Annotated in this window: 21 protein-coding genes and 1 pseudogene; 7 read left to right on the top strand and 15 right to left on the bottom strand. The window is 71.2% G+C overall.

Features of this window, described 5'->3' with window-relative positions; translation table 11 throughout:
• Nucleotide 1: 1 nt before the first annotated feature.
• Nucleotides 2–652, bottom strand: coding sequence for a nitroreductase family protein (locus ABT129_RS36065; protein ID WP_351910139.1), 651 nt, complete (start codon nt 650–652; stop codon nt 2–4).
• Between the two features lie 84 nt (nt 653–736).
• Here ABT129_RS36065 and ABT129_RS36060 point away from each other — a divergent pair, with 84 nt between their 5' ends.
• A complete protein-coding gene (locus tag ABT129_RS36060; protein WP_351910137.1) occupies nt 737–1417 on the top strand; it encodes an IclR family transcriptional regulator in 681 nt (226 codons plus the stop codon).
• Here ABT129_RS36060 and ABT129_RS36055 read toward each other — a convergent pair.
• From ABT129_RS36055 to ABT129_RS36045, 3 genes are all read right to left on the bottom strand, one after another.
• Complete coding sequence (locus tag ABT129_RS36055; protein ID WP_351910135.1) at nt 1380–1919, bottom strand: hypothetical protein; 540 nt, start codon at nt 1917–1919, stop codon at nt 1380–1382. The genes ABT129_RS36060 and ABT129_RS36055 overlap by 38 nt on opposite strands.
• An 83-nt stretch (nt 1920–2002) precedes the next feature.
• A complete protein-coding gene (locus ABT129_RS36050; protein WP_351910159.1) occupies nt 2003–3166 on the bottom strand; it encodes an ABC transporter substrate-binding protein in 1164 nt (387 codons plus the stop codon).
• A gap of 139 nt (nt 3167–3305) precedes the next feature.
• Nucleotides 3306–4742 (bottom strand): gamma-aminobutyraldehyde dehydrogenase, encoded by a 1437-nt coding sequence (locus ABT129_RS36045; protein WP_351910133.1) that lies wholly within the window; start codon nt 4740–4742, stop codon nt 3306–3308.
• A 189-nt stretch (nt 4743–4931) separates the two neighbouring features.
• On the opposite strand from ABT129_RS36045, the gene ABT129_RS36040 reads away from it, so the two are divergent.
• From ABT129_RS36040 to ABT129_RS36020, 5 genes are all read left to right on the top strand, one after another.
• Nucleotides 4932–5438, top strand: a complete 507-nt coding sequence (locus ABT129_RS36040) for an Lrp/AsnC family transcriptional regulator (RefSeq protein ID WP_351910131.1) — start codon at nt 4932–4934, stop codon at nt 5436–5438.
• A complete protein-coding gene (locus ABT129_RS36035; RefSeq protein ID WP_351910129.1) occupies nt 5423–6802 on the top strand; it encodes an aspartate aminotransferase family protein in 1380 nt (459 codons plus the stop codon). The genes ABT129_RS36040 and ABT129_RS36035 overlap by 16 nt, the downstream gene beginning before the upstream one ends.
• A 201-nt stretch (nt 6803–7003) precedes the next feature.
• The gene (locus tag ABT129_RS36030) at nt 7004–7732 is read left to right on the top strand and encodes an ABC transporter ATP-binding protein (RefSeq protein WP_351910127.1); all 729 of its coding nucleotides are present in this window, start codon (nt 7004–7006) and stop codon (nt 7730–7732) included.
• Nucleotides 7714–8865, top strand: coding sequence for a hypothetical protein (locus ABT129_RS36025; RefSeq protein WP_351910125.1), 1152 nt, complete (start codon nt 7714–7716; stop codon nt 8863–8865). The genes ABT129_RS36030 and ABT129_RS36025 overlap by 19 nt, the downstream gene beginning before the upstream one ends.
• 171 nt (nt 8866–9036) lie before the next feature.
• Nucleotides 9037–10266: an LOG family protein gene (locus ABT129_RS36020; protein ID WP_351910123.1), complete on the top strand. Its 1230-nt coding sequence runs from the start codon at nt 9037–9039 to the stop codon at nt 10264–10266.
• Here ABT129_RS36020 and ABT129_RS36015 read toward each other — a convergent pair.
• The 10 genes from ABT129_RS36015 to rpsB form a co-directional block, all read right to left on the bottom strand.
• A complete protein-coding gene (locus ABT129_RS36015) occupies nt 10238–10885 on the bottom strand; it encodes a dihydrofolate reductase family protein (RefSeq protein ID WP_351910121.1) in 648 nt (215 codons plus the stop codon). The genes ABT129_RS36020 and ABT129_RS36015 overlap by 29 nt on opposite strands.
• A 158-nt stretch (nt 10886–11043) precedes the next feature.
• On the bottom strand, nt 11044–12072 hold the full coding sequence (locus ABT129_RS36010) for an ABC transporter ATP-binding protein (protein WP_351910119.1): 1029 nt from the start codon (nt 12070–12072) through the stop codon (nt 11044–11046).
• Nucleotides 12072–13685 (bottom strand): ABC transporter permease, encoded by a 1614-nt coding sequence (locus ABT129_RS36005; RefSeq protein WP_351910157.1) that lies wholly within the window; start codon nt 13683–13685, stop codon nt 12072–12074. The genes ABT129_RS36010 and ABT129_RS36005 overlap by 1 nt, the downstream gene beginning before the upstream one ends.
• 38 nt (nt 13686–13723) lie before the next feature.
• The gene (locus ABT129_RS36000) at nt 13724–14803 is read right to left on the bottom strand and encodes a thiamine ABC transporter substrate-binding protein (RefSeq protein ID WP_351910155.1); all 1080 of its coding nucleotides are present in this window, start codon (nt 14801–14803) and stop codon (nt 13724–13726) included.
• A gap of 236 nt (nt 14804–15039) precedes the next feature.
• Entirely contained in the window at nt 15040–16146 is a 1107-nt protein-coding gene (gene rlmN, locus ABT129_RS35995) for a dual-specificity RNA methyltransferase RlmN (RefSeq protein ID WP_351910117.1), read from the bottom strand.
• A gap of 81 nt (nt 16147–16227) precedes the next feature.
• Entirely contained in the window at nt 16228–17331 is a 1104-nt protein-coding gene (locus ABT129_RS35990; RefSeq protein WP_351910115.1) for a phosphatidate cytidylyltransferase, read from the bottom strand.
• On the bottom strand, nt 17331–17888 hold the full coding sequence (gene frr / locus ABT129_RS35985) for a ribosome recycling factor (RefSeq protein ID WP_309052902.1): 558 nt from the start codon (nt 17886–17888) through the stop codon (nt 17331–17333). Before frr ends, ABT129_RS35990 begins: the two co-directional genes overlap by 1 nt.
• A 94-nt stretch (nt 17889–17982) precedes the next feature.
• Nucleotides 17983–18747, bottom strand: a complete 765-nt coding sequence (gene pyrH / locus ABT129_RS35980; RefSeq protein ID WP_266969689.1) for a UMP kinase — start codon at nt 18745–18747, stop codon at nt 17983–17985.
• 163 nt (nt 18748–18910) lie between these two features.
• The gene (gene tsf, locus ABT129_RS35975; protein WP_351910112.1) at nt 18911–19747 is read right to left on the bottom strand and encodes a translation elongation factor Ts; all 837 of its coding nucleotides are present in this window, start codon (nt 19745–19747) and stop codon (nt 18911–18913) included.
• Nucleotides 19748–19849: 102 nt separating this feature from the next.
• On the bottom strand, nt 19850–20773 hold the full coding sequence (gene rpsB, locus ABT129_RS35970; RefSeq protein ID WP_351910110.1) for a 30S ribosomal protein S2: 924 nt from the start codon (nt 20771–20773) through the stop codon (nt 19850–19852).
• Between the two features lie 256 nt (nt 20774–21029).
• Here rpsB and ABT129_RS35965 point away from each other — a divergent pair, with 256 nt between their 5' ends.
• A complete protein-coding gene (locus tag ABT129_RS35965; RefSeq protein ID WP_351910108.1) occupies nt 21030–21479 on the top strand; it encodes a murein hydrolase activator EnvC family protein in 450 nt (149 codons plus the stop codon).
• A 59-nt stretch (nt 21480–21538) separates the two neighbouring features.
• Here the strand turns inward: ABT129_RS35965 and ABT129_RS35960 are convergent.
• Nucleotides 21539–21764, bottom strand: a pseudogene (locus ABT129_RS35960) (hypothetical protein); the annotation flags it as partial.

The raw sequence follows: 21764 nt of genomic DNA, 5'->3' as shown, positions 1-21764 counted from the left end.
TTCACCAGCGGTCCCAGTGGAGCACCTGCTCGCGGGGGATGCGCCGGGCGGGCCGGAAGTCGGTGCCGATCGTGTACGCGACGGGGATGAAGGCGGCCTGCATGACCTCCCCGTACGGGATGCCGAGGAACCGCGCGAACTCCCGCTCCATGGGCAGGTTCCCCGTCGTCCACACGGTGCCGAGGCCGCGCTCGCGGGCGGCGAGCATGAAGCTCCAGGCGGCGGGCAGGATCGACCCCCAGGTGCCGGCCTGGTGGATGACGGAGGCGCCCTCGGTCCGCCCCTCCACACAGGGGATGACGTACGCCGGGACCTCGTGCAGATGCCGGTGGAGGTGCCCGACGCCCGCGTACACCCGGTCCATCACCCCGGGCGCGACCTCGGCCCTGCGCACGTCCCGGTCGGGCAGCGGCTGGTGCGCGCCGGGCGCGGTGAGGGAGGCCCGCCACAGATCGGCGAGGACGGCCCGCCGCTCCGGGTCGGTGACGACGACGAAGTGCCAGCGCTGCCGGTTGCGGCCGGTGGGCGCCTGGACGGCGAGATCGACGCACTCCTCGAGCAGTTCGCGGGGCACGGGCCGGGTCAGGTCGAGCCGGTGCCGGACGGCGCGGGTGGTGGAGAGCAGGGTGTCGGAAGCGAGACCGAGGTTCATGCGTTGAGCCTCGTACGGGCCGGGCGGGGCGGGAAGTCCGGGCTTCCACTGAGTGAAACCCAGCGAAGGGGCGGGGACGGGGACATGGGCGAGAGCGTGGCGGGGCGGCTCTTCTCGATCCTGGACGCGTTCGAGGACGGCGGCCCGGTGGCGCTGCGGCTCACCGACATCGCGGCCCGCACGGGGCTCCCGGCCCCGACGGCGCTGCGCATGGTGCGGGAGCTGGTGGCCTGGGGCGGTCTGGAGCGGGGCGCGGACGGCACGTACCGGCTCGGGCTCCGGCTGCGGGCGCTCGGCGCGGCGGCGCCCTGTCCGCGCGGTCTCCTCGACGCGGCGCTGCCCGCGCTGCGGGCGCTCGGGGCCCGTACGGGCGGTCACGCGGACGTGGCGGTGGTCCCGGGCCCTCCGGCCGAGGGGGTGTTGTGCCTGGTGAGCGGGGAACGGCTGCCGGCCCACGCGACGGCGTACGGGAAGGTCCTGCTCACGGCTCCCCCGCCGGAACTCCCCCGCCACACCCGGCACACGGTGGTCTCGGCGGGTGTTCTCGCCGCCCAGCTGGCGGGGGTCCGGTCGGCGGGCCTCGCGGTCTGCGCGGAGGAGCACCGCCTCGGCGAGCTGTCGGTGGCGGCCCCGCTGCGCGGCCCGGCCGGGACGGTGGCCGCGCTGGGCGTGACCGTCCCGACCGGGGTGCCGCTGGACCGGGTGGCGGCGGCGGTCCGGGAGGCCGCTAGGCGGGTACGGCCGCCGGAGCCGCCGTCGCGGTGAGGGTCTCCAGGCGCTTGATCATCCGGCGTACGTGGAGCAGCGGCAGGATGCCGATGACGCCGAAGGACATGTCGATGACCGACCACCAGAAGGGGATGCCCCGGATCGGGCCGCAGATCAGGGCGAGCGGGATGATCCCGACGCAGGCGATCATGCCGAACTCGACGACCCAGATGTTGCGGACGGGGTCGCGGTGGACGCCGTAGAAGGCGACCGCGATGACGAGGTGGGCGAAGGCGAGCCAGTCGGTGCCGTAGAGGAGGTAGGGGGCCTCGCGGTCGGCGGCCTCGACCCCCTCCGCGACCCGGTGGACCCACTCGGCGGCCCCGGGCAGCAGGTCGGCGACGGGCGCGGCCCAGCCGGTCGACGCGGAGTCGAGGAAGCGGAGTTCGGTGACGAGCGGGAAGGCGGTGACCCCGCTCAGCACCAGACAGACGACGAAGACGATCAGCCAGACGCGGATGCGCGTGAGAAGGGCTCTCGGCCCGTTCGGGTCGCTCATGAGGGCAGCGTACGCCCGTCATGAACGCGTTCAAAAACCGGGGTGCCCCTTTTTGGAACGCGTTCAAAAAAGGCTCGGAACCCTCACAGGCCCACGATCGCGTTCCACCTCTTCGCGAAGGACTGCCGCTCCTGCGCCGTGATGTCCCGGGCGATGGCCAGCCGGCTCCGCATGTCGGCGTCGGGGAAGATCAGCGGGTCCTCGGCGAGCGCCACGAGTTCCTCGTCCCCGGAGTCCGCGAGAACCCGCTGGGCGGCCGGCACCGGGCAGACGTAGTTGACCCAGGCGGCGAGTTCGGCGGCGACCTCGGGCTCGTAGTAGTAGTCGACGAGCTTCTCGGCGTTGGTCTTGTGCCGCGCGCGGTTGGGGACCATCAGGGACTCCGCCCACAGTTCGGCGCCCTCCTCGGGGACGACGAACTCGATGTCCGGGTTGTCGGCCCGGAGCTGGATGACGTCGCCCGAGTACGCCTGACAGGCGAGCACATCGCCCGACGACAGGTCCTTGATGTAGTCGTTGCCGGTGAAGCGGCGGATGTGACGGGTCTTCACCAGGCCCTCGACCTGCTCGCACAGGGCGTGGAAGTCGTCGCCGGTCCACCGGGTGACGTCGACGCCGTTGCCGAGCATCAGCAGCGCGAAGGACTCGTCGAGCCCGGAGAGCAGGGTGACCTTGCCGCGCAGGTCGTCGGCCCACAGCTCCTGGGTGGAGCGCAGCTCGCGGCCGAGCTTCCTGCGGTTGTACGCGATGCCGGTGATCCCGGACTGCCAGGGGACGCTGTGCAGCCGGCCGGGGTCGAAGGCGGGCGAGCCCAGCTGCGGGTCGATGTGCGCGGCGACGTTCGGCTGGGCCGCGCGGTCCATCTCCTGGACCCAGCCGAGGCGGACGAAGCGGGCGGCCATCCAGTCGCTGACGACGATCAGGTCCCGGCCGGTCTCCTGGCGGTTCATCAGGGACGGGCCGATCTTGCCGAAGAACTCGTCGTTGTCGTTGATCTCCTCGGTGTAGCGGACGGAGATCCCGGTGCGCTCACGGAAGGCGTCGAGGGTGGGGCGCCTGCCGGCGTCCTCGTCGTCGGTGTCGATGTAGAGCGGCCAGTTGGCGAAGTCGAGCGCCCGGTCCCGGGCGGAGAGGTCACGGCCGGCCCGGTCGCCCTCGTCGACGTACGCGGCGGGGACCCCGCAGCCGGCGAGCAGCGCGCCGGCCCCGACGCCCCCCATCCCGCGCAGCAGGGACCGGCGGGACATGGTGTTCCTGACTGTCGCTCTCATCCGAGCAGCATCGCGGCACCACCACGGCGGAACAATGGACGGTCCGTCGACGAAGCGACCGCGGCCCCGACACCCTGTCGATCGGGGTGTCGGGGCCGCGGCGGTTTCCCGGTGACTAGCCGAGGGACGTCATGACGTGCTTGATGCGGGTGTAGTCCTCGAAGCCGTACGCGGAGAGGTCCTTGCCGTAGCCGGACTTCTTGTAGCCGCCGTGGGGCATCTCGGCGACCAGCGGGATGTGGGTGTTGATCCACACGCAGCCGAAGTCGAGGGACTTGGACATGCGCATCGCGCGCGCGTGGTCCTTGGTCCAGACGGAGGAGGCGAGGGCGTACTCGACGCCGTTCGCGTACTCCAGGGCCTGCGCCTCGTCCGTGAAGGACTGGACGGTGATGACCGGGCCGAAGACCTCGTTCTGGATGATCTCGTCGTCCTGGTTGAGGCCGGAGACGACGGTCGGGGCGTAGAAGTAGCCCTTGTCGCCGACGCGGTGACCGCCGGCCTCGACCTTGGCGTGGGCCGGGAGGCGGTCGATGAAGCCGGTGACCTGCTTCAGCTGGTTGGCGTTGTTCAGCGGGCCGTACAGCACGTCCTCGTCGTCCGGCTGGCCGGTCTTGGTCGCGGCGGCGGCCTTGGCGAGGGCGGAGACGAACGCGTCGTGGATGGACTCGTGCACGAGGACACGGGTCGCGGCCGTACAGTCCTGGCCGGCGTTGAAGAAGCCCGCGACGGAGATGTCCTCGACGGCCTTGTCGATGTCGGTGTCCTCGAAGACCACGACGGGCGCCTTGCCGCCGAGCTCCAGGTGGACGCGCTTGACGTCCTTGGCCGCCGACTCGGCGACCTGCATGCCGGCCCGGACGGAGCCGGTGATGGAGGCCATGGCGGGGGTCGGGTGCTCGACCATCGCCTTGCCCGTCTCGCGGTCGCCGCAGACGACGTTGAAGACGCCCTTGGGGACGATCTGGCCGATGATCTCGGCCATCAGGACGGTCGACGCGGGGGTCGTGTCCGAGGGCTTGAGGACGACGGTGTTGCCCGCGGCGAGGGCCGGGGCGAACTTCCACACGGCCATCATCATCGGGTAGTTCCACGGCGCGACCTGGGCGCAGACGCCCACCGGCTCGCGGCGGACGATGGAGGTCATGCCCTCCATGTACTCGCCGGCCGAACGGCCTTCGAGCAGCCGGGCGGCACCCGCGAAGAAGCGGATCTGGTCCACCATCGGCGGAATCTCCTCACTCGCGGTGAGGGCGACGGGCTTGCCGGTGTTCTGGACCTCGGCGGCGATCAGGTCCTCGGCGCGCTCCTCGAAGGCGTCCGCGATCTTGAGGAGTACCTTCTGGCGCTCGGACGGCGTGCTGTCACGCCAGGCGGGGAAGGCCGCGGCGGCGGCCTCCATGGCGGCGTCGACGTCGGCCTGTCCGGAGAGCGGGGAGGTGGCGTACACCTCGCCGGTCGCCGGGTTGACCACGTCGATCGTGCGGCCGTCGGCCGCGTCGCGGAACTCCCCGTTGATGTAGTTACGCAGCCGGCGCAGCTCGGTGGTCACGTGCCACCCCTCCTGTCAGGTTCTGACCGCGCACGTCCTCGTGCGCCGTCCCGATGGGTGAGACACCCAGCCTAATCGCTCGGCTGACGCTTTCAACAGGCCCGACCCTCTACAACTTCGGATTCCGTGAGTTTTAAGCCTCTCGGCAACGAATTACATCGCTCCGGGGTTGCAAGACCGACATTCTCGGTGCACAGTGAAGCCGTGGCCAGTCGAAGCACAGACTCCAGAACCGGAACCGGTTCGTCCCCGACGATCGACGCCGTCTCCCTGGCGATCATCGAACAGCTCCAGGAGGACGGTCGCCGTCCCTACGCGGCGATAGGCAAGGCCGTCGGCCTCTCCGAGGCCGCCGTGCGACAGCGCGTCCAGAAGCTGCTCGACCAGGGCGTCATGCAGATCGTCGCCGTCACAGACCCGCTCACCGTGGGTTTCCGGCGGCAGGCGATGGTCGGCATCAACGTCGAGGGTGACCTTGATCCGGTTGCGGAAGCCCTGACAGGCATGGCCGAATGCGAGTACGTGGTGATGACCGCGGGCTCGTTCGACCTGATGGTGGAGGTCGTCTGCGAGGACGACGACCACCTGCTGGATGTGATCAACAAGCGCATCCGGACACTGCCCGGCGTCCGCTCCACCGAGAGCTTCGTCTACCTCAAGCTCAAGAAGCAGACCTATATGTGGGGAACCCGATAACCGTGACCCAGGACCTCTCCAAGACCGCGTACGACCACCTGTGGATGCACTTCACCCGCATGTCGTCCTACGAGAACTCGCCCGTTCCCACCATCGTGCGTGGTGAGGGCACCTACATCTTCGACGACAAGGGCAAGCGCTACCTCGACGGTCTCGCGGGTCTCTTCGTGGTCAACGCCGGACACGGCCGCGAGGAGCTGGCCGAGGTCGCGTACAAGCAGGCCAAGGAGCTCGCCTTCTTCCCGGTGTGGTCGTACGCGCACCCCAAGGCCGTCGAGCTGGCCGAGCGTCTCGCGGACTACGCGCCGGGCGACCTGAACAAGGTCTTCTTCACCACCGGTGGCGGAGAGGCCGTCGAGACCGCCTGGAAGCTCGCCAAGCAGTACTTCAAGCTGCAGGGCAAGCCCACCAAGTACAAGGTCATCTCGCGCGCGGTCGCCTACCACGGCACCCCGCAGGGCGCCCTGTCCATCACCGGCCTCCCGGCCCTGAAGGCCCCCTTCGAGCCGCTGGTCCCCGGCGCGCACAAGGTGCCGAACACCAACATCTACCGCGCCCCGATCTACGGCGACGACCCCGAGGCCTTCGGCCGCTGGGCCGCCGACCAGATCGAGCAGGAGATCCTCTTCGAGGGCGCCGACACCGTCGCCGCCGTCTTCCTGGAGCCGGTGCAGAACGCCGGCGGCTGCTTCCCGCCGCCGCCCGGGTACTTCCAGCGCGTCCGCGAGATCTGCGACCAGTACGACGTGCTGCTCGTCTCCGACGAGACGATCTGCGCCTTCGGCCGCCTCGGCACGATGTTCGCCTGTGACAAGTTCGGCTACGTGCCCGACATGATCACCTGCGCCAAGGGCATGACCTCGGGCTACTCCCCGATCGGTGCCTGCATCGTCTCCGACCGCATCGCGGAGCCCTTCTACAAGGGCGACAACACCTTCCTCCACGGCTACACCTTCGGTGGCCACCCGGTGTCGTCGGCGGTCGCGCTCGCCAACCTCGACATCTTCGACAAGGAAGGCCTGAACCAGCACGTCCTCGACCAGGAGGGCAACTTCTTCGACACCCTGAAGAAGCTGCACGACCTCCCGATCGTCGGCGACGTCCGCGGCAACGGCTTCTTCTACGGCATCGAGCTCGTCAAGGACAAGGTCACCAAGGAGTCCTTCACGGACGAGGAGACCGAGCGCGTCCTGTACGGCTTCCTCTCCAAGGCCCTCTTCGAGAACGGCCTGTACTGCCGCGCCGACGACCGTGGCGACCCGGTCATCCAGCTGGCCCCGCCGCTCATCGCCGACCAGGGCACCTTCGACGAGATCGAAGGCATCCTGCGCTCGGTGCTGACCGAGGCGTGGACCAAGCTGTAGGACGCCCCGCAGCATCACGCCGCCCTCACGGCGTGACCCCGGCCCGGGTCTGCCTCCATCCGAGTGGATGGAGGCGGCCCGGGCCGTGTGCTGTCCGTACAAACGGATCTGAATCCTTACGGTGCCCAGTGACCGACAGGCCCGTCCCTTCGTTCCCCCGGACGGGGGACACAGATCGGATCCGACATCGAGGTGTACGCGATGGCCCCACCGGACAACGACGTGCTCTGGGCGCGTTCCCTGCACTGCGCCCTGGGCGGCGCGGACGCCCTCAGCGGCGTCTCCCTCGGCGTGCGCGAGGGCGAGATCCTCGCCCTCGTCGGCCCGCGCGGCAGCGGCAAGACCACCCTCATGCGGTGCCTGTCCGGCCAGCTCCTCGCCCAGGAGGGCGAGGTCTGGTTCAACAGCAGCCCCGTGCACACCCTGGGCACCGCCGAACGCGAACGGCTCCGCCGCGACCGCTTCGGCTGGATCGACCCCGAACCCGGCCTCGTCCCCGAACTCACCGGCTGGGAGAACACCGCCCTGCCGCTGCTGCTCCGCGGCGTCTCCCACCGGGCCGCGAAGACCGCCGCCCTGGAGTGGCTGGAGCGCCTCGACATCGGCGCCTGCGCCCGCAAGCGCCCCCACGCCCTCACCCCGTCCCAGCGCCAGCGCATCGCCATCGCCCGCGCCCTGGTCACCACCCCCGCGGTGCTGTTCGCCGACGAACCCACCGCCACCCTGCACCGGGCCGACGGGGCACAGGTCCTGCGCACCCTGACCGCCGCCGCCCGCTCGCACGGCATCACCGTGCTCCTCGCCACCCACGACGGCGAGGTCGCGGCGCTCGCCGACCGCACGGTCGCGCTCCTCGACGGACGCAGGGTCGGCGCCGTACCCCCGGCGTCAGGGGCGGAGGGCGTCGCCGCGTGCTCGCTCTCCGTCTAGCCCGCGGGGCCCACCCCCTCGTCCTGACGCGCCGGCTCCTCGTCGCCGCCGCGGCCGCGGGGGTGGGCTTCCTCCTGCTCTGCACCCTCGGATACGCCGTCGGGCACCCGGAACGCTCCTCGGCGTCCGTCCTGCGCCTGCTCTGGTGCGTCCTGCCGCTCGCCGCCACCGTCCAGTTCGCCGTCGCGGTGGCCCGTACCGACCCCAGCACCCGCCCGCGCCCCGGACTCTCCGCCATCGGCCTCGGCCCCGCCCGGCTCACCGCGATCGCCGCCGCCTCGACGGCCGTCGCCTGCACGCTCGGCTCCGTGGTCGCGCTCCTCTTCTACCTGCACCTGCGCGGCGACATCACGGGCCTGCCCTTCGACGGGGCCGCCGCCGACCTCCTCGCCGCCGGCCAGCCCCTCCCCCTCGCCGCCGCCCTCACCCTCCTCGCCGTCCTCCCGGTCGTCGCCGCCACGGCCGCGGGCCTCGCCCTGCGCCCGCGCTCCGCGCCCGCCGCACCGGAGGGCGCGGAGCGGCCGGTGCCGTCCGGGCTGCCCTGGGGCGTCGCCCTGGTCGCGGTGGGCCTGGCGATCGAGACGTACGCGGGCCGCGGCGGCGCCGGGGACGGCCTCCCGCTGCCGGGCCGCTTCGACGGCAACCCGGCGGGCGTCCTGGCCGGCTGGGTCCTCACCGCGGTCGGCCTCGCGATGGCCGGCCCCGGCATCACCCACGGCTGCGGCCGACTCCTCCAGGCCGTCCGGCCCGGCGCCACCCGGCTGCTGGCCGGCCGGATCCTGATGGACGAGTCCCGCCGTATCGGCCGACCGCTCGGCGTGGTCAGCGCGGTGTTCTCCGGAACCCTCGCGGCCGCCGCCCTGTACGACGCCGACTCCGGCCCCGGCGCCTTCGGCCCGCTCACCGGCCTGGGCGCGGCCCTGATCCTCGCCTGCACCACGGCCACCCTCCTGACCGCCGCGCTGGAGTCGAAGCAGGGCCGCGCCCACACCACCGAGGCCCTCCTCCGCATCGGCGCCCCGCCGACGGTCCTGCGCACGGCGGCCCTGATGCGCGCGGGCGTCCTGCTCGCCGTCTTCACCCCGCTGACCTGGACGATCGCACAGCTGGCGGCGCTGCCGCTGACGGGCTGAGCGAGGTGGGGGCGGGCCCGGCGCACCGGGGGCGGGCGCGGCGGACGTGCGGCGCGTGAGCGTGCGTACGCGGGCGGGCCCTTCGAACCCGCCCGTGTGCGGAAGGTGAAGGGCCCGCACCGACGAGGTGGGGCGTCGGCACCGGGCGTCCGCCGCCCCTATCGTGGGCGCATGGCGATGCTTCCCCCGGCACACCGGCCCTCCGGACCGCGCGATCACGGGCGGGAGATCCACACGCTCGACGAGTTCGACGCCGCGGTCGCCCGGCCCGGCTCGCTCGCCGGTCACCGGGTCCAGTCGGTCGACCTCACCGACCGGACCTTCGCCCTGCTCACCGCGGTCACCACCGACGCCGTCTTCCTCGGCTGCCGCATGGGGCCGGAGGCCTCGGCGAAGGTCCGCGCCGCCGGGGCGCTCGTCTTCCCGCCCGTGCCCGACCTGCCCTTCGACCCGTACCGGGCGACGCTCTACTCCCCCGAGGAACTCTTCGCCGGGATCGGCGCGGCCGACGGGACCGGGTACGAGGGGACACCGGACGCGCGCGCGTACGCGTGGTTCGGCCGGACGAGGGCCGACGGCGACATCTTCGCCTCGATGCTCCGCTCCGTCCACGACGACGCCGTCTCGGACGCGCTCGACGAACTCCTCGACGGCACCGGGGTCGTCGGTGTGATGGGCGGCCACGCGATGGACCGGGGCACCGAGGCGTACGCGGGCGCGGCCCGGCTCGGCCGGACCCTGGCACGCGCCGGGCTCACCGTGGCGACCGGCGGCGGCCCCGGGGCGATGGAGGCCGCGAACCTCGGCGCGTACGTGGCTCCGCTGCCCGACGAGGCCCTGACCGAGGCGCTCGGCCGGCTCGCCGAGGTGCCGTCGTTCACGCCCTCGGTGACGGAGTGGGCCCGCGCGGCCTTCCGCGTACGGGCCCGCCTGTCCGGCGGCGGTGACTCGGTCGGGATCCCCACCTGGTTCTACGGCCACGAGCCGCCGAACGCCTTCGCCGGCCACATCGCCAAGTACTTCGCCAACGCGACCAGGGAGGACGGCCTCCTCGCCCGCTGCACGGCGGGTGTCGTCTTCCTGCCCGGAGCGGCGGGGACCGTCCAGGAGGTCTTCGACAACGCGACCCCGAACCACTACGGCTCCCGGGGCGCGCCGACCCCGATGGTCCTGGTCGACCGCGCCCACTGGACCGAACGCCTCCCCGCCTGGCCCCTCCTGGAGAGACTGGCCGCCGGGCGGCCGATGGCGGGCCTGATCGCCCTGGTCGACTCGGTCGACGAGGCCCCGGAGGCGCTGGCGCGGCTGTCGAAGAGCCGGCCGGTCCCTCCGCCCCCGGCCGGCCGGGGGCCGGAGAGGCCGGGTCCGCGGGTCACTTCCGCCAGTACAGGTGGTGCGTGACCGTGCCGCCCGGGCTGGGCACGACGTCACGGTGGTAGCGGTCGAGCAGCTCGTCGGGCGAGTCCCAGAGCCGTACCCCCGCTCCCAGCTTCACCGGAGAGACCGCGACGTGCAGGGTGTCGACGAGGTCGGCGTCGAGGAACTCCCTGATCGTGGTGGCCCCGCCGCCGAGGCGGACGTCCTTGCCCCGGGCCGCCTCCCGCGCCTGCGCGAGGACGGTCGCCGGGTCGGCGTCCACGAAGTGGAACGTGGTGTCGGAGAGGGTGAACGAGGGACGCGGGTGGTGGGTCAGGACGAACACCGGGGTGTGGAACGGCGGCTCGTCCCCCCACCAGCCCTGCCACTCCTCGTCCTGCCAGGGCCCGCGCTGGGGCCCGAACTTGTTGCGGCCCATGATCTCGGCCCCGATGTTCCGCGCGAAGTCCCGCGTGAGGTAGTCGTCGAGACCGCGACTGCCCCCGGGGTCGGTGCGCGTGGGCCAGTGCGCCGTCGCACCCGCCCAGGCGAACAGCTCCCCCGGGTCCGCGTGACCGAACGGACGCTCCAGACTCTGGCCCTCACCGGTCCCGAACCCGTCCGACGACACCATGAAGTTCTGGACTCTGAGCAGCTGGCCCACGGTGGTCCTCCCGCGCGATCGACGACGTGACGACGGAGCACCGCCGCACACCAAGGAGACTCCACCGCACCGGAAAACTCATCGCACCCCCGCGGGGTGTCGTCCACCGGCGTCGCCCACGGGGTGCCATCCACGGGGCGCCGCCCAGGGGGTGCCGTCTAGGGGGCGCCGTCGCCCAGCACCACCACGTCCTCCGCCCGGAACTCCACCCCCACCTCGGCGCCCACCTCCGGCACCTCCCGCAGCGGAAGTTCGGCCTCCAGCGACGGCCCGTCCACCGGGCGGAGCCTTACGGCCACATGGCTGCCCCGGAACGTCCGGGACTCCACCGTCCAGGCCGGCGCCTCCTCCACGCCCACCAGCCGCACCCCGCCCGGCCGGACGAGCAGCCGCCGCTCGCCCTGCGGCGAACCCTCCGGCACCGGGACCTTCCCCCACACCGTGTCCGCGACGACCCCGGTCACCCGCGCCGCCACCACGTTGTCGAAACCGAGGAAGCGGGCCACGAACTCCGAGGCCGGCCGCGACCACACCTCGACGGGCGCACCCGACTGGGCGATCCGCCCGTCCCGCATGACCACCACCCGGTCGGCGAGCGCGAACGCCTCCCCCTGGTCGTGGGTCACCGCCAGAACCGTCGTCCCCAGCCGCCCGAACAGCTGCCGCAGCTCCACGACGAGCCGCTCCCGCAGCCCCCGGTCGAGCTGCCCGAGGGGTTCGTCCAGCATGAGCAGCCGGGGCCGCGGCGCCAGGGCACGGGCCAGCGCCACCCGCTGCTGCTCGCCGCCGGAGAGCGCGCCGACGGACCGCCGCCCGGCCCCCGGCAGACCGACGAGGTCGAGCAGCTCCCCCACCCGCTCGGCCTGCTCCGCCTTCCCCGCCCCCCGCATCCGCAGCCCGAAGGCGACGTTCCCGCCGACGTCCCGCTGCGGGAACAGCTGATGGTCCTGGAACATCAGGCCGACCCCGCGCCGGTGCACCGGCACCCCGCGCTGATCGGCCCCGCCGAGCAGCACCCGGCCCCCGTCGAGGGCCTGGAGCCCGGCGACGGCCCGCAGCAGCGTCGACTTGCCGCTGCCGCTCGGCCCGAGCACACACACGATCTCGTGGTCGGCGACCTCCAGGTCCACCGCGTCGAGCACCGCCCGGTCCCCGAACCGTACGGTCGCCCCGTCGAGTCTCAGCATCAGAACTCCCCCGAGGTCCGGTCGGTCCGGAGCCGTTCGAGCAGGAGCAGGGACACCGCGCACACCACCATGAGGATCGTCGACAGGGCCATCGCCTGCCCGTAGTTGAGTTCGCCCGGCCGGCCGAGCAGCCGGGACACCGCCACCGGCAGCGTCGGGCTGTCGGGCCGGGCGATGAAGACGGTCGCGCCGAACTCGCCCAGCGAGACCGCGAACGCGAACCCGGCGGCGATGAGCAGCGCCCGCCGCACCATCGGCAGGTCCACCTCCCGCCACGCCCGCCACGGCGACGCGCCCAGCACCCCCGCCGCCTCCCGCAGCCGCTCGTCCACCGCGCGCAGCACCGGAAGCATCGTCCGTACGACGAAGGGGACGCCGACCAGCGCCTGTGCGAGCGGTACGAGGATCCAGCTGGCCCGCAGGTCGAACGGCGGCTCGTCGAGCGTGATGAGGAAACCGAAGCCCACGGTCACCGCTGACACCCCGAGCGGCAGCATGATCAGCGCGTCGAAGCCCCGCACGAGCCGCCCCGCCCGCCGGGTGAGCGCCGCCGCCGCGAGCCCGCCGATCAGCACCGCGATACCGGTGGCGGCCACCGCGTACCGCAGCGAGTTCCCGATCGCCTCCAGCGGCGGCACCAGGAACGTGCCGGACTCGTCGAGCGAACCGAGCGCGCGGTAGTAGCCCAGGCCGTAGCCGTCCGGCCCGGCGAAGGAACGCTCCACGAGCACCCCGAGCGGCAGCAGGATCAGCAGCGCCACCGAGACGAGGACGCCACCGAGCAGCGCCCACTGCCCGGCGCCGCGCGGGCGCCGCGCGGTCAGCTCCGGCGGGACGAGCCGCAGCGCCGTCTCCCGCCTCCGGACCGTCCACGCGTGCACCGCGAGGATCGCGCCGACCGCCACGAACTGCACCAGGGTCAGGACCGCGGCCGTCGACAGGTCGAGCAGCCGCGCGGTCTGCCGGTAGATCTCCGCCTCCAGCGTGGAGTACGCGTTCCCCCCGAGGATCTGCACGACGCCGAACGAGGTGAAGGTGAAGAGGAAGACCATCAGGGCCGCCGCCGACACCGCCGGGACCAGCGCGGGCAGCGTCACCGTCCGCCACGCCCGCCAGCGCGACGCGCCGAGGACCCGCGCCGCCTCCTCCTGGCGCGGGTCGAGCTGCGCCCACAGTCCGCCGACGGTCCGGACGACGACCGCGTAGTTGAAGAAGACATGGGCCAGCAGGATCGCCCACACCGTGGTGTCGAGCCGCAGCCCCCACAGCTCGTCCGTCAGCCCGCCCCGGCCCACGACCGCCAGGAACGCCGTACCGACCAGCACCGTCGGCAGCACGAACGGGACCGTCACCACGGCCCGCAGGACACCCTTGCCCGGAAAGTCGAAGCGCGCGAAGACGTACGCCCCGGGCAGCGCGACCAGCAGGGTCAGCGCGGTCGACGCGAGCGCCTGCCACGCCGTGAAACCGAGCACGTCCAGGATCTCCGGGCGGCTCAGCGTCTCGCCGATCCGGCCGAACCGCCAGCTCCCGTCGGGCCGCAGCCCCCGGTCGACGATCGACACCACGGGCCAGGCGAAGAACACGCCGAAGAACGCGACGGGCAGGGCCATCAGCCCCAGCCGCGCCGCGTCCCCCCGCAGGTCGCGCCCTACTTCAGGACGAGCGACGACCACTGCTGGATCCACGCGTCACGCTTCTCGGCGATCTTCTCGGGCGCCATGGTCTCCGGCTTCTCCACGACCACACCGTGCTTCGTGAACAGCTCCGGCAGCACCGCGTCCTTCGCCACCGGGTTGACGAACATCTGGAGCGGCATGTCCTCCTGGAACTTCTTCGAGATCAGGAAGTCGATCAGCGCCTTGCCGCCCTCGGGGTTCTTCGCCCCGTTCAGCAGACCCGCGAACTCGGTCTGCCGGAAGCACGTGCCGGTGGACACCCCGGTGGGCGCCACCTTCGGCTGCGGCTCGCCGTACAGCACCTCGACCGGCGGGCTGGAGGCGTACGACACGACGAGCGGACGGTCGCCCTTGGCCTGCCTGCCACCGGCCGAACCCGAGAACTCCTGGTTGTAGGCGAGCTCCCAGCTGTCGACGGTCTTCACACCGTTCGCCTTGAGCTTGGACCAGTACGCCTGCCAGCCGTCGTCGCCGTACTTCGCGGCCGTGCCGAGCAGGAAACCGAGCCCCGGGGAGGACCGCTCCGGGTTCTCCACCACCAGCAGGTCCTTGTACGCCGGCTTCGCGAGGTCGTCGAAGGTCACCGGCGGCGCCAGCTTCTTGTCCGCGAAGTACTTCTTGTCGTAGTTGACGCAGATGTCACCGGAGTCGATCGGCGTGACCCGGTGCTCCTTGTCCAGGTGGTACTCCGCCGGGACCCGGTCCAGCCCCTTCGCCCCGTACGGGACGAAGATCCCGTTGTCGAGGGCGCGGGAGAGCAGGGTGTTGTCGACGCCGAAGAAGACATCGCCCTGCGGGGAGCCCTTGGTCAGGATCTCCTTGTTGACGGCCTCACCGGCGTCGCCGGCCTTCAGGACCTTGACGGTGAAACCGGTCTGCTTCGTGAACTCCGCCAGCACCTCCTTGGAGGCGTTGAAGGAGTCGTGGCTCACGAGCGTCACGGTCTTCGGCGCGGGCGCGCCGGACTTGCCCGCGGCGTCGCGGACGTCCTCCGCGCCGCAGGCGGCGAGGGTGGTGACGCCCAGCGCCGCGACGAGCGCGGCGGCGGCCATCTTCTTGGTGCTCACTGAGATTCCTCCTGGGTATGACCAGGAAGAGACGCGGCCCTGCCCACGACCGGCGGACCGGACGCGGGCAGGGCGCAACAGCTTGAGTTACGACCGAACTTCCTACCCAGAATGACCTGGGCGAGGTTCAGAGGGTCTGCGGTCTGACGGACACCGCACTCTCAGCGCTGTGGCGCTCCCCTGTCGGAATATGGAGATGTGTTCGAGCTCAGGGTACAAGCTCAGCGTTCGCTGGCGGCCAGCTGTCCACAGGCACCGTCGATCTCCTGACCTCGGGTGTCCCGCACGGTCACCGGCACACCGTGCCGCGCGATGGCCTCCACGAAGGCCTTCTCGTCCTCCGGACGCGACGCCGTCCACTTCGAACCGGGCGTCGGGTTCAGCGGGATCAGGTTGACGTGCACCCGACGGCTCTTGAGCAGCCGGCCCAGCAGGTCACCCCGCCACGCCTGGTCGTTGATGTCCCGGATCAGCGCGTACTCGATGGAGATCCGGCGCCCCGACTTCTCCGCGTACTCCCAGGCCGCGTCCAGCACCTCACGCACCTTCCAGCGCGTGTTCACCGGCACCAGCGTGTCCCGCAGCTCGTCGTCCGGGGCGTGCAGCGAGACCGCGAGCCGGCACTTGAAGCCCTCGTCGGCGAAACGCAGCATCGCGGGCACCAGCCCGACGGTGGAGACGGTGATCCCGCGCTGGGACAGCCCCAGACCGTCCGGCTCCGGGTCCGTGAGCCGACGGATCGCACCGACGACCCGCTTGTAGTTCGCGAGCGGCTCCCCCATGCCCATGAACACGATGTTGGACAGGCGCGCCGGTCCCCCGGGCACCTCCCCGTCCCGCAGCGACCGCATCCCGTCCACGATCTGGTGCACGATCTCGGCGGTCGACAGGTTCCGGTCGAGCCCGGCCTGCCCCGTCGCACAGAACGGGCAGTTCATCCCGCAGCCGGCCTGCGAGGAGATGCACATGGTCACCCGGTCCGGGTAACGCATGAGCACCGACTCGACGAGCGTGCCGTCGTGCAGGCGCCACAGGGTCTTACGGGTGGTGTCGTCGTCGCACGAGATGTGCCGCACCACGGACATCAGATCGGGCAGCAGCTCCCCCGCCAGCTTCTCCCGCGCGGCGGCCGGGATGTCCGTCCACTCCGCGGGATCGTGCGCGTACCGCGCGAAGTAGTGCGTGGACAGTTGCTTGGCACGGAAGGGCTTCTCGCCGATCGCGGCGACGGCTTCCTTCCGCTCGGCGGGCGTGAGGTCGGCCAGGTGCCGCGGCGGCTTCTTGGCTCCGCGGGGGGCGACGAAAGTGAGTTCTCCGGGCTTGGGCATGGTGGTACCAGTGTCGCAGAGATACGACGAAGGGCCCGCCGCCCCTGGGGACGACGAGCCCTTCATCAAGGAAACCGCAGGTCAGGTGGACCCTACGAACAGCGCGAGCAGCAGCCACACCACCGGCGCCGTCGGCAGCAGGGAGTCCAGGCGGTCCATGATGCCGCCGTGACCGGGCAGCAGCGTGCCCATGTCCTTGATGCCCAGGTCACGCTTGATCATCGACTCGCCGAGGTCACCGAGCGTCGCGCTCGCCGCCACCGCGAGACCGAGGATCAGGCCCTGCCACCAGGCACCCTCGTCGATCATGAACTCCATGCACAGCACGCCCGCCGCCATCGCGAACGTCACCGCGCCGACCAGACCCTCACGGGTCTTGCCGGGACTGATCCGCGGGGCCAGCTTGTGCTTGCCGAAGCGCCAGCCGACCGCGTACGCCCCGGTGTCGCTGACCACCGTCAGGATCAGGAAGGTCAGCACCCGCTGCGGGCCGTCGTCCGCGGCGAGCAGCAGCGCCACGAACGTCGCCAGGAACGGCACGTAGAACGCGGCGAACACACCCGCCGTGACGTCCTTCAGATAGCCCTCGGGAGGCTCCGTCATCCGCCAGACGAGGACGGCCAGCGCCGTGAGCGCCATCGCCACCCAGGCGCCCTCGGGACCCCGGACGTAACCGGCGACGACCATCGCCGCGCCGCCGACCGCGAGCGGGACCAGCGGCGCCTTGATTCCCTTGCGCTCCTGGAGACGCGAGGTCAGCTCCCAGAGCCCGACCACCACGGCGACCGCTATCACCCCGATGAACGCCGGCTCCCAGATGAAGAGCGAGGCGAAGATGACGGCGCCGAGCCCGACCCCGACCCCTATGGCCGCGCCCAGGTCACGCCCCGCGGTCTTCTTCTGCCGTGGCGCCGGTGGCGCGGGCGGCGGAGGCGGGGTGGGGCTGGGCATGGGCTCCTGCGGGTGCTCGTGCGGCGTCTCGTCACGGAACAGGGGACCGCTCGGGTGAGCGGCCCCCCGGCCGTGACCGTCCTGGAATCCGCCGGTGGGAACGTCGGGCACGATGGGCATGGGCCGAGTCTGCGCCGCCTGATGCCGATCGTATGCGGGACCCGCCGGGGCGGGCCCCTGGTCGGGTCCCCCACGGCCTGTGCCGGCCGGGGCCCCCCAGGAAGAGTCGTTCATCAGACCTCGAGCAGCTCGGCTTCCTTGTGCTTGAGCAGCTCGTCCACCTGCGCGACGTACTTCGCGGTGGTGTCGTCGAGCTCCTTCTCGGCGCGGCGGCCCTCGTCCTCGCCGACCTCGCCGTCCTTGACGAGCTTGTCGATGGTCTCCTTGGCCTTGCGGCGCACCGCGCGGATCGAGATCTTCGAGTCCTCGGCCTTGCCCTTGGCGACCTTGATGTACTCCCGGCGACGCTCCTCCGTCAGCTCGGGGAACACCACCCGGATGATGTTGCCGTCGTTGCTCGGGTTGACGCCGAGGTCCGAGTCACGGATCGCCTGCTCGATGTTGCGCAGCGCGCTCTTGTCGAACGGGGTCACCACGGCCATCCGAGGCTCCGGAACGGAGAAGGACGCCAGCTGGTTGATGGGGGTGATGGCACCGTAGTAGTCCGCCACGATCTTGTTGAACATCGCCGGGTGCGCACGGCCGGTGCGAATCGCGGCGAAGTCCTCCTTGGCGACCACGACGGCCTTCTCCATCTTCTCCTCGGCCTCGAGGAGAGTCTCTTCGATCACCACATGCTCCTGCGTGTCGTCGCGTTGTGTCCTGCACGGTGTACGACCGGCAGGGCTCTGTCCAGCCCCTCGCGGGGCCGTTCCCCGGTTCGGGTCAGGCCCGGGTGCCCTGGTCGCTCACGAGCGTGCCGATCTTCTCACCCTTCACCGCGCGAGCGATATTGCCCTCGGTGAGCAGTTCGAAGACGAGGATCGGGAGGTTGTTGTCCCGGCACAGGGTGATGGCGGTGGCGTCGGCGACCTTGAGGTCGCGGGAGAGCACCTCGCCGTACTCCAGCGCGTCGAACTTGACCGCGTCGGGGTTGGCCTTCGGGTCGGAGTCGTAGACGCCGTCCACACCGTTCTTGCCCATCAGCAGGGCCTCGGCGTCGATCTCCAGGGCACGCTGGGCGGCGGTGGTGTCCGTGGAGAAGTACGGCATGCCCATGCCCGCACCGAAGATGACCACGCGGCCCTTCTCCAGGTGGCGGACGGCGCGCAGCGGGATGTACGGCTCGGCGACCTGGCCCATCGTGATGGCGGTCTGGACGCGCGAGTCGATGCCCTCCTTCTCCAGGAAGTCCTGGAGCGCGAGGCAGTTCATCACGGTGCCGAGCATGCCCATGTAGTCGGAGCGGGCCCGGTCCATGCCGCGCTGCTGGAGTTCGGCGCCACGGAAGAAGTTGCCGCCGCCGATCACCACCGCGATCTCCGCCCCGTCGCGGACGACGGCTGCGATCTCACGCGCGATGGCGTGCACGACATTCGGGTCGACCCCCAGGCCGGTACCGCCGGAGAAGGCTTCTCCGGACAGCTTCAGCATGTAGCGGCCGGCCTGCTTGCCGTTGTTGTCGTCGCCCTGTACGGCGCCCTGGTTCATGGAGATCTCCTCGTGCACATACGAAGGAGGCCATTGCCTTGGGTCCTCGCGGTTTCCCGTACGGCAATGGCCTCCTCGTCAGATCTGCGGTCGTCCTGCGCGTGCGCGGACGACTGCCTCAGACCCTACCGGGGTCCGGTGTCCGTCGCGTTCGCGTACGGACTCAGATGCCGACCTTGATGCGGGTGAAGCGCTTCAGGGTGACACCGGCCTCGTCCAGGATCTGCTGGACGGACTTCTTGTTGTCAAGGGCGTACGGCTGACCGAGCAGCGTCGCGTCCTTGAAGAAGCCGTTCACGCGACCCTCGACGATCTTCGGGAGCGCGGCCTCGGGCTTGCCCTCGGCGCGGGTGGTCTCCTCGGCGACGCGACGCTCGGTCTCGACGACCTCGGCCGGGACGTCCTCACGGGTGAGGTACTTCGGCGCGAACGCGGCGATGTGCTGGGCGACACCCTTGGCGACGGCGGCGTCGGCCTTGTCGAACTCGACGAGGACACCGATCTGCGGCGGGAGGTCCGGCATCGTGCGGTGCATGTACGCGTAGACGAAGCCGTCGGCGTACTGCGCGAAGCGGTCCAGGACGATCTTCTCGCCGAGGTTGGCGTTGGCCTCGTCGACGAACGCCTGCACGGTCTTGCCGGCCTCGATCTCGGAGGCGAGCAGCGCCTCCAGGTCGGCCGGGGAGGTGGCGGCGACGTGCGCGGCGAGCTTGTCGGCGACGGCCTGGAACTTGTCACCCTTGGCGACGAAGTCCGTCTCGCACTTCAGCTCGACGAGCGTGCCGGAGGTGTTGTCGTCGGCGATGAGGGAGACCACGGCGCCGTTCTCGGCGGAGCGGCCCTCGCGCTTGGCGACGCCCTTCTGGCCCTTGATGCGCAGGGCCTCGACGGCCTTGTCGACGTTGCCGTCGGCCTCGTCGAGGGCCTTCTTGCAGTCCATCATGCCGGCGCCGGTGAGCTCGCGGAGCTTCTTGACGTCAGCGGCGGTGTAGTTCGCCATGAGTCTGTTTCTCTCTCGAAGTCTGAAAGATCGGGCGGGTCCACGGGTGGACGGCGGGGGCCTTGTGGGCCCCCGCCGTCGTCACCCGAAGGTCCTGAAGGGTCAGGCCTGCTCGGCGTCCGCGGCCGGAGCCTCGGCGACGACCTCGGCCTCGGCCTCGGCGACGACCTCGGCGGTGTCGGCAGCCTCGGCGTCCGCGACCTTCTCGGTCTCGGCGGAGGTCTGGACCTCGGCGTCGTCGGCCTTCTTCTCACCCTCGAGCAGGTCGCGCTCCCACTCGGCGAGGGGCTCGCCGGCGGCCTTCTCGCCCGGCTTCGAGTCGCCGGTCGCGGCGCCGGAACGGGCGATGAGGCCCTCGGCGACGGCGTCGGCGATCACGCGGGTGAGCAGGGTGACGGAGCGGATCGCGTCGTCGTTGCCCGGGATCTTGTAGTCGACCTCGTCGGGGTCGCAGTTGGTGTCGAGGATCGCGACGACCGGGATCTTGAGCTTGCGAGCCTCGCCGACGGCGATGTGCTCCTTCTTGGTGTCCACGATCCAGACGGCGCTGGGCACCTTGGACATCTCGCGGATACCGCCAAGGGTCTTCTCCAGCTTGGCCTTCTCACGCGAGAGGACCAGGAGCTCCTTCTTGGTGAGGCCGGACGCGGCCACATCCTCGAAGTCGATCTGCTCGAGCTCCTTGAGGCGCTGCAGACGCTTGTAGACGGTGGAGAAGTTGGTGAGCATGCCACCGAGCCAACGCTGGTTGACGTACGGCATGCCGACACGCGTCGCCTGCTCGGCGATGGCCTCCTGGGCCTGCTTCTTCGTACCGACGAACATGATGGAGCCGCCGTGCGCGACGGTCTCCTTGACGAACTCGTAGGCGCGGTCGATGTACGACAGCGACTGGAGCAGGTCGATGATGTAGATGCCGTTGCGCTCGGTGAAGATGAAGCGCTTCATCTTCGGGTTCCAGCGACGGGTCTGGTGACCGAAGTGGACGCCGCTCTCCAGCAGCTCCCGCATCGTGACGACGGCCATGGCCGTATCTCCTTGGGTTTCTCGGTTGTGTTCCTGACGCCCCGGCGCGCCATGCCCACGAGGGACCGAAAGGCGCTGCCACGACCGGTGAGGGCAGTGGCGGGGCGTGCGAAGTCGACCCGGTGACCCGGGTCGCCATAGAAAGTGTACGGGACCCCGGGAGCGGCGGGTGACGGCGCTGTCCACAACCCGCGAGTACTCCACAGATACCGTCCCCACCCCCCACGAACCGGACCCTCCCGGGCAGTCTCGATCCATGCACTTCACGACAGTGATCCTCGCCCTCGGCCTGCTGTGGCCGGTGGGCCCACCGCCCCCCGAGATCCTCCGCGGCTGGCACCCACCACCGGGTCCGTACGCCCCCGGCCACCGCGGCGTCGACCTGGCCGCCCCACCGGGCACCCCGGTCCTCGCCCCCACCGCCGGCACCGTCACCTTCGCGGGCCCGGTCGGCGGCCACGGCGTCCTCACCCTCACCCTCCCCGGCACGGGCACTCCCCCGCTCCGCACCACCTTCACCCCGGTGACCCCCCTGGTGAAGAAGGGCACCCAGGTCGCACCGGGCACCCCCCTGGCCCGGGTCACCCCCGGCACCCACTGCCGGGAGACCTGCCTCCACTGGGGCCTCCTCAGAGGCGACCACTACCTGAACCCCCTCCTCCTCACGAACCGACCCCCGTCACGCCTCCTACCGCTCGTCGACTGACAGACACGACCCCACCACGTCGGCACTACGGAGGGGTCACGTCGGCACGGCAGTCGGGGTCACGCCGGCACGACGGTCGGGTGACGCAGGCACCACCGTCGGGGTCTTGCCGGCACGGTGGAGCGGGGGCACGGCACCACGGCACCACGGAAGGGGAGACCACGACAGAGCGGGAGGAGCGGAACTGACGCGGGCATGTCGCGGAGGACGAACCCGTTGTCGAGGCGGACCCGGAGGGTGGCCAGGAGCCCGCGCTCCTGGTGGGCGAGCCACGCGGGTTCGAGC

This window comes from Streptomyces sp. NPDC002057 (assembly GCF_040296665.1).
GTDB lineage: Bacteria > Actinomycetota > Actinomycetes > Streptomycetales > Streptomycetaceae > Streptomyces.
This window is presented reverse-complemented; position numbering and strand designations above follow the sequence as displayed.

Excerpts from the sequence above, each read along its gene's own strand:
- rlmN (WP_351910117.1), bottom strand. The coding sequence starts at position 16,146 with ATGCCCAAGCCCGGAGAACTCACTTTCGTCGCCCCCCGCGGAGCCAAG.
- ABT129_RS35965 (WP_351910108.1), top strand. The coding sequence starts at position 21,030 with ATGCACTTCACGACAGTGATCCTCGCCCTCGGCCTGCTGTGGCCGGTG.
- ABT129_RS36060 (WP_351910137.1), top strand. The coding sequence starts at position 737 with ATGGGCGAGAGCGTGGCGGGGCGGCTCTTCTCGATCCTGGACGCGTTC.
- ABT129_RS36000 (WP_351910155.1), bottom strand. The coding sequence starts at position 14,803 with ATGGCCGCCGCCGCGCTCGTCGCGGCGCTGGGCGTCACCACCCTCGCC.
- ABT129_RS36055 (WP_351910135.1), bottom strand. The coding sequence starts at position 1,919 with ATGAGCGACCCGAACGGGCCGAGAGCCCTTCTCACGCGCATCCGCGTC.
- ABT129_RS36020 (WP_351910123.1), top strand. The coding sequence starts at position 9,037 with ATGGCGATGCTTCCCCCGGCACACCGGCCCTCCGGACCGCGCGATCAC.
- ABT129_RS36050 (WP_351910159.1), bottom strand. The coding sequence starts at position 3,166 with ATGTCCCGCCGGTCCCTGCTGCGCGGGATGGGGGGCGTCGGGGCCGGC.
- tsf (WP_351910112.1), bottom strand. The coding sequence starts at position 19,747 with ATGGCGAACTACACCGCCGCTGACGTCAAGAAGCTCCGCGAGCTCACC.
- ABT129_RS36005 (WP_351910157.1), bottom strand. The coding sequence starts at position 13,685 with ATGGCCCTGCCCGTCGCGTTCTTCGGCGTGTTCTTCGCCTGGCCCGTG.
- pyrH (WP_266969689.1), bottom strand. The coding sequence starts at position 18,747 with ATGAACCAGGGCGCCGTACAGGGCGACGACAACAACGGCAAGCAGGCC.
- ABT129_RS36065 (WP_351910139.1), bottom strand. The coding sequence starts at position 652 with ATGAACCTCGGTCTCGCTTCCGACACCCTGCTCTCCACCACCCGCGCC.
- rpsB (WP_351910110.1), bottom strand. The coding sequence starts at position 20,773 with ATGGCCGTCGTCACGATGCGGGAGCTGCTGGAGAGCGGCGTCCACTTC.
- ABT129_RS36010 (WP_351910119.1), bottom strand. The coding sequence starts at position 12,072 with ATGCTGAGACTCGACGGGGCGACCGTACGGTTCGGGGACCGGGCGGTG.
- ABT129_RS36030 (WP_351910127.1), top strand. The coding sequence starts at position 7,004 with ATGGCCCCACCGGACAACGACGTGCTCTGGGCGCGTTCCCTGCACTGC.
- ABT129_RS35990 (WP_351910115.1), bottom strand. The coding sequence starts at position 17,331 with ATGAACGACTCTTCCTGGGGGGCCCCGGCCGGCACAGGCCGTGGGGGA.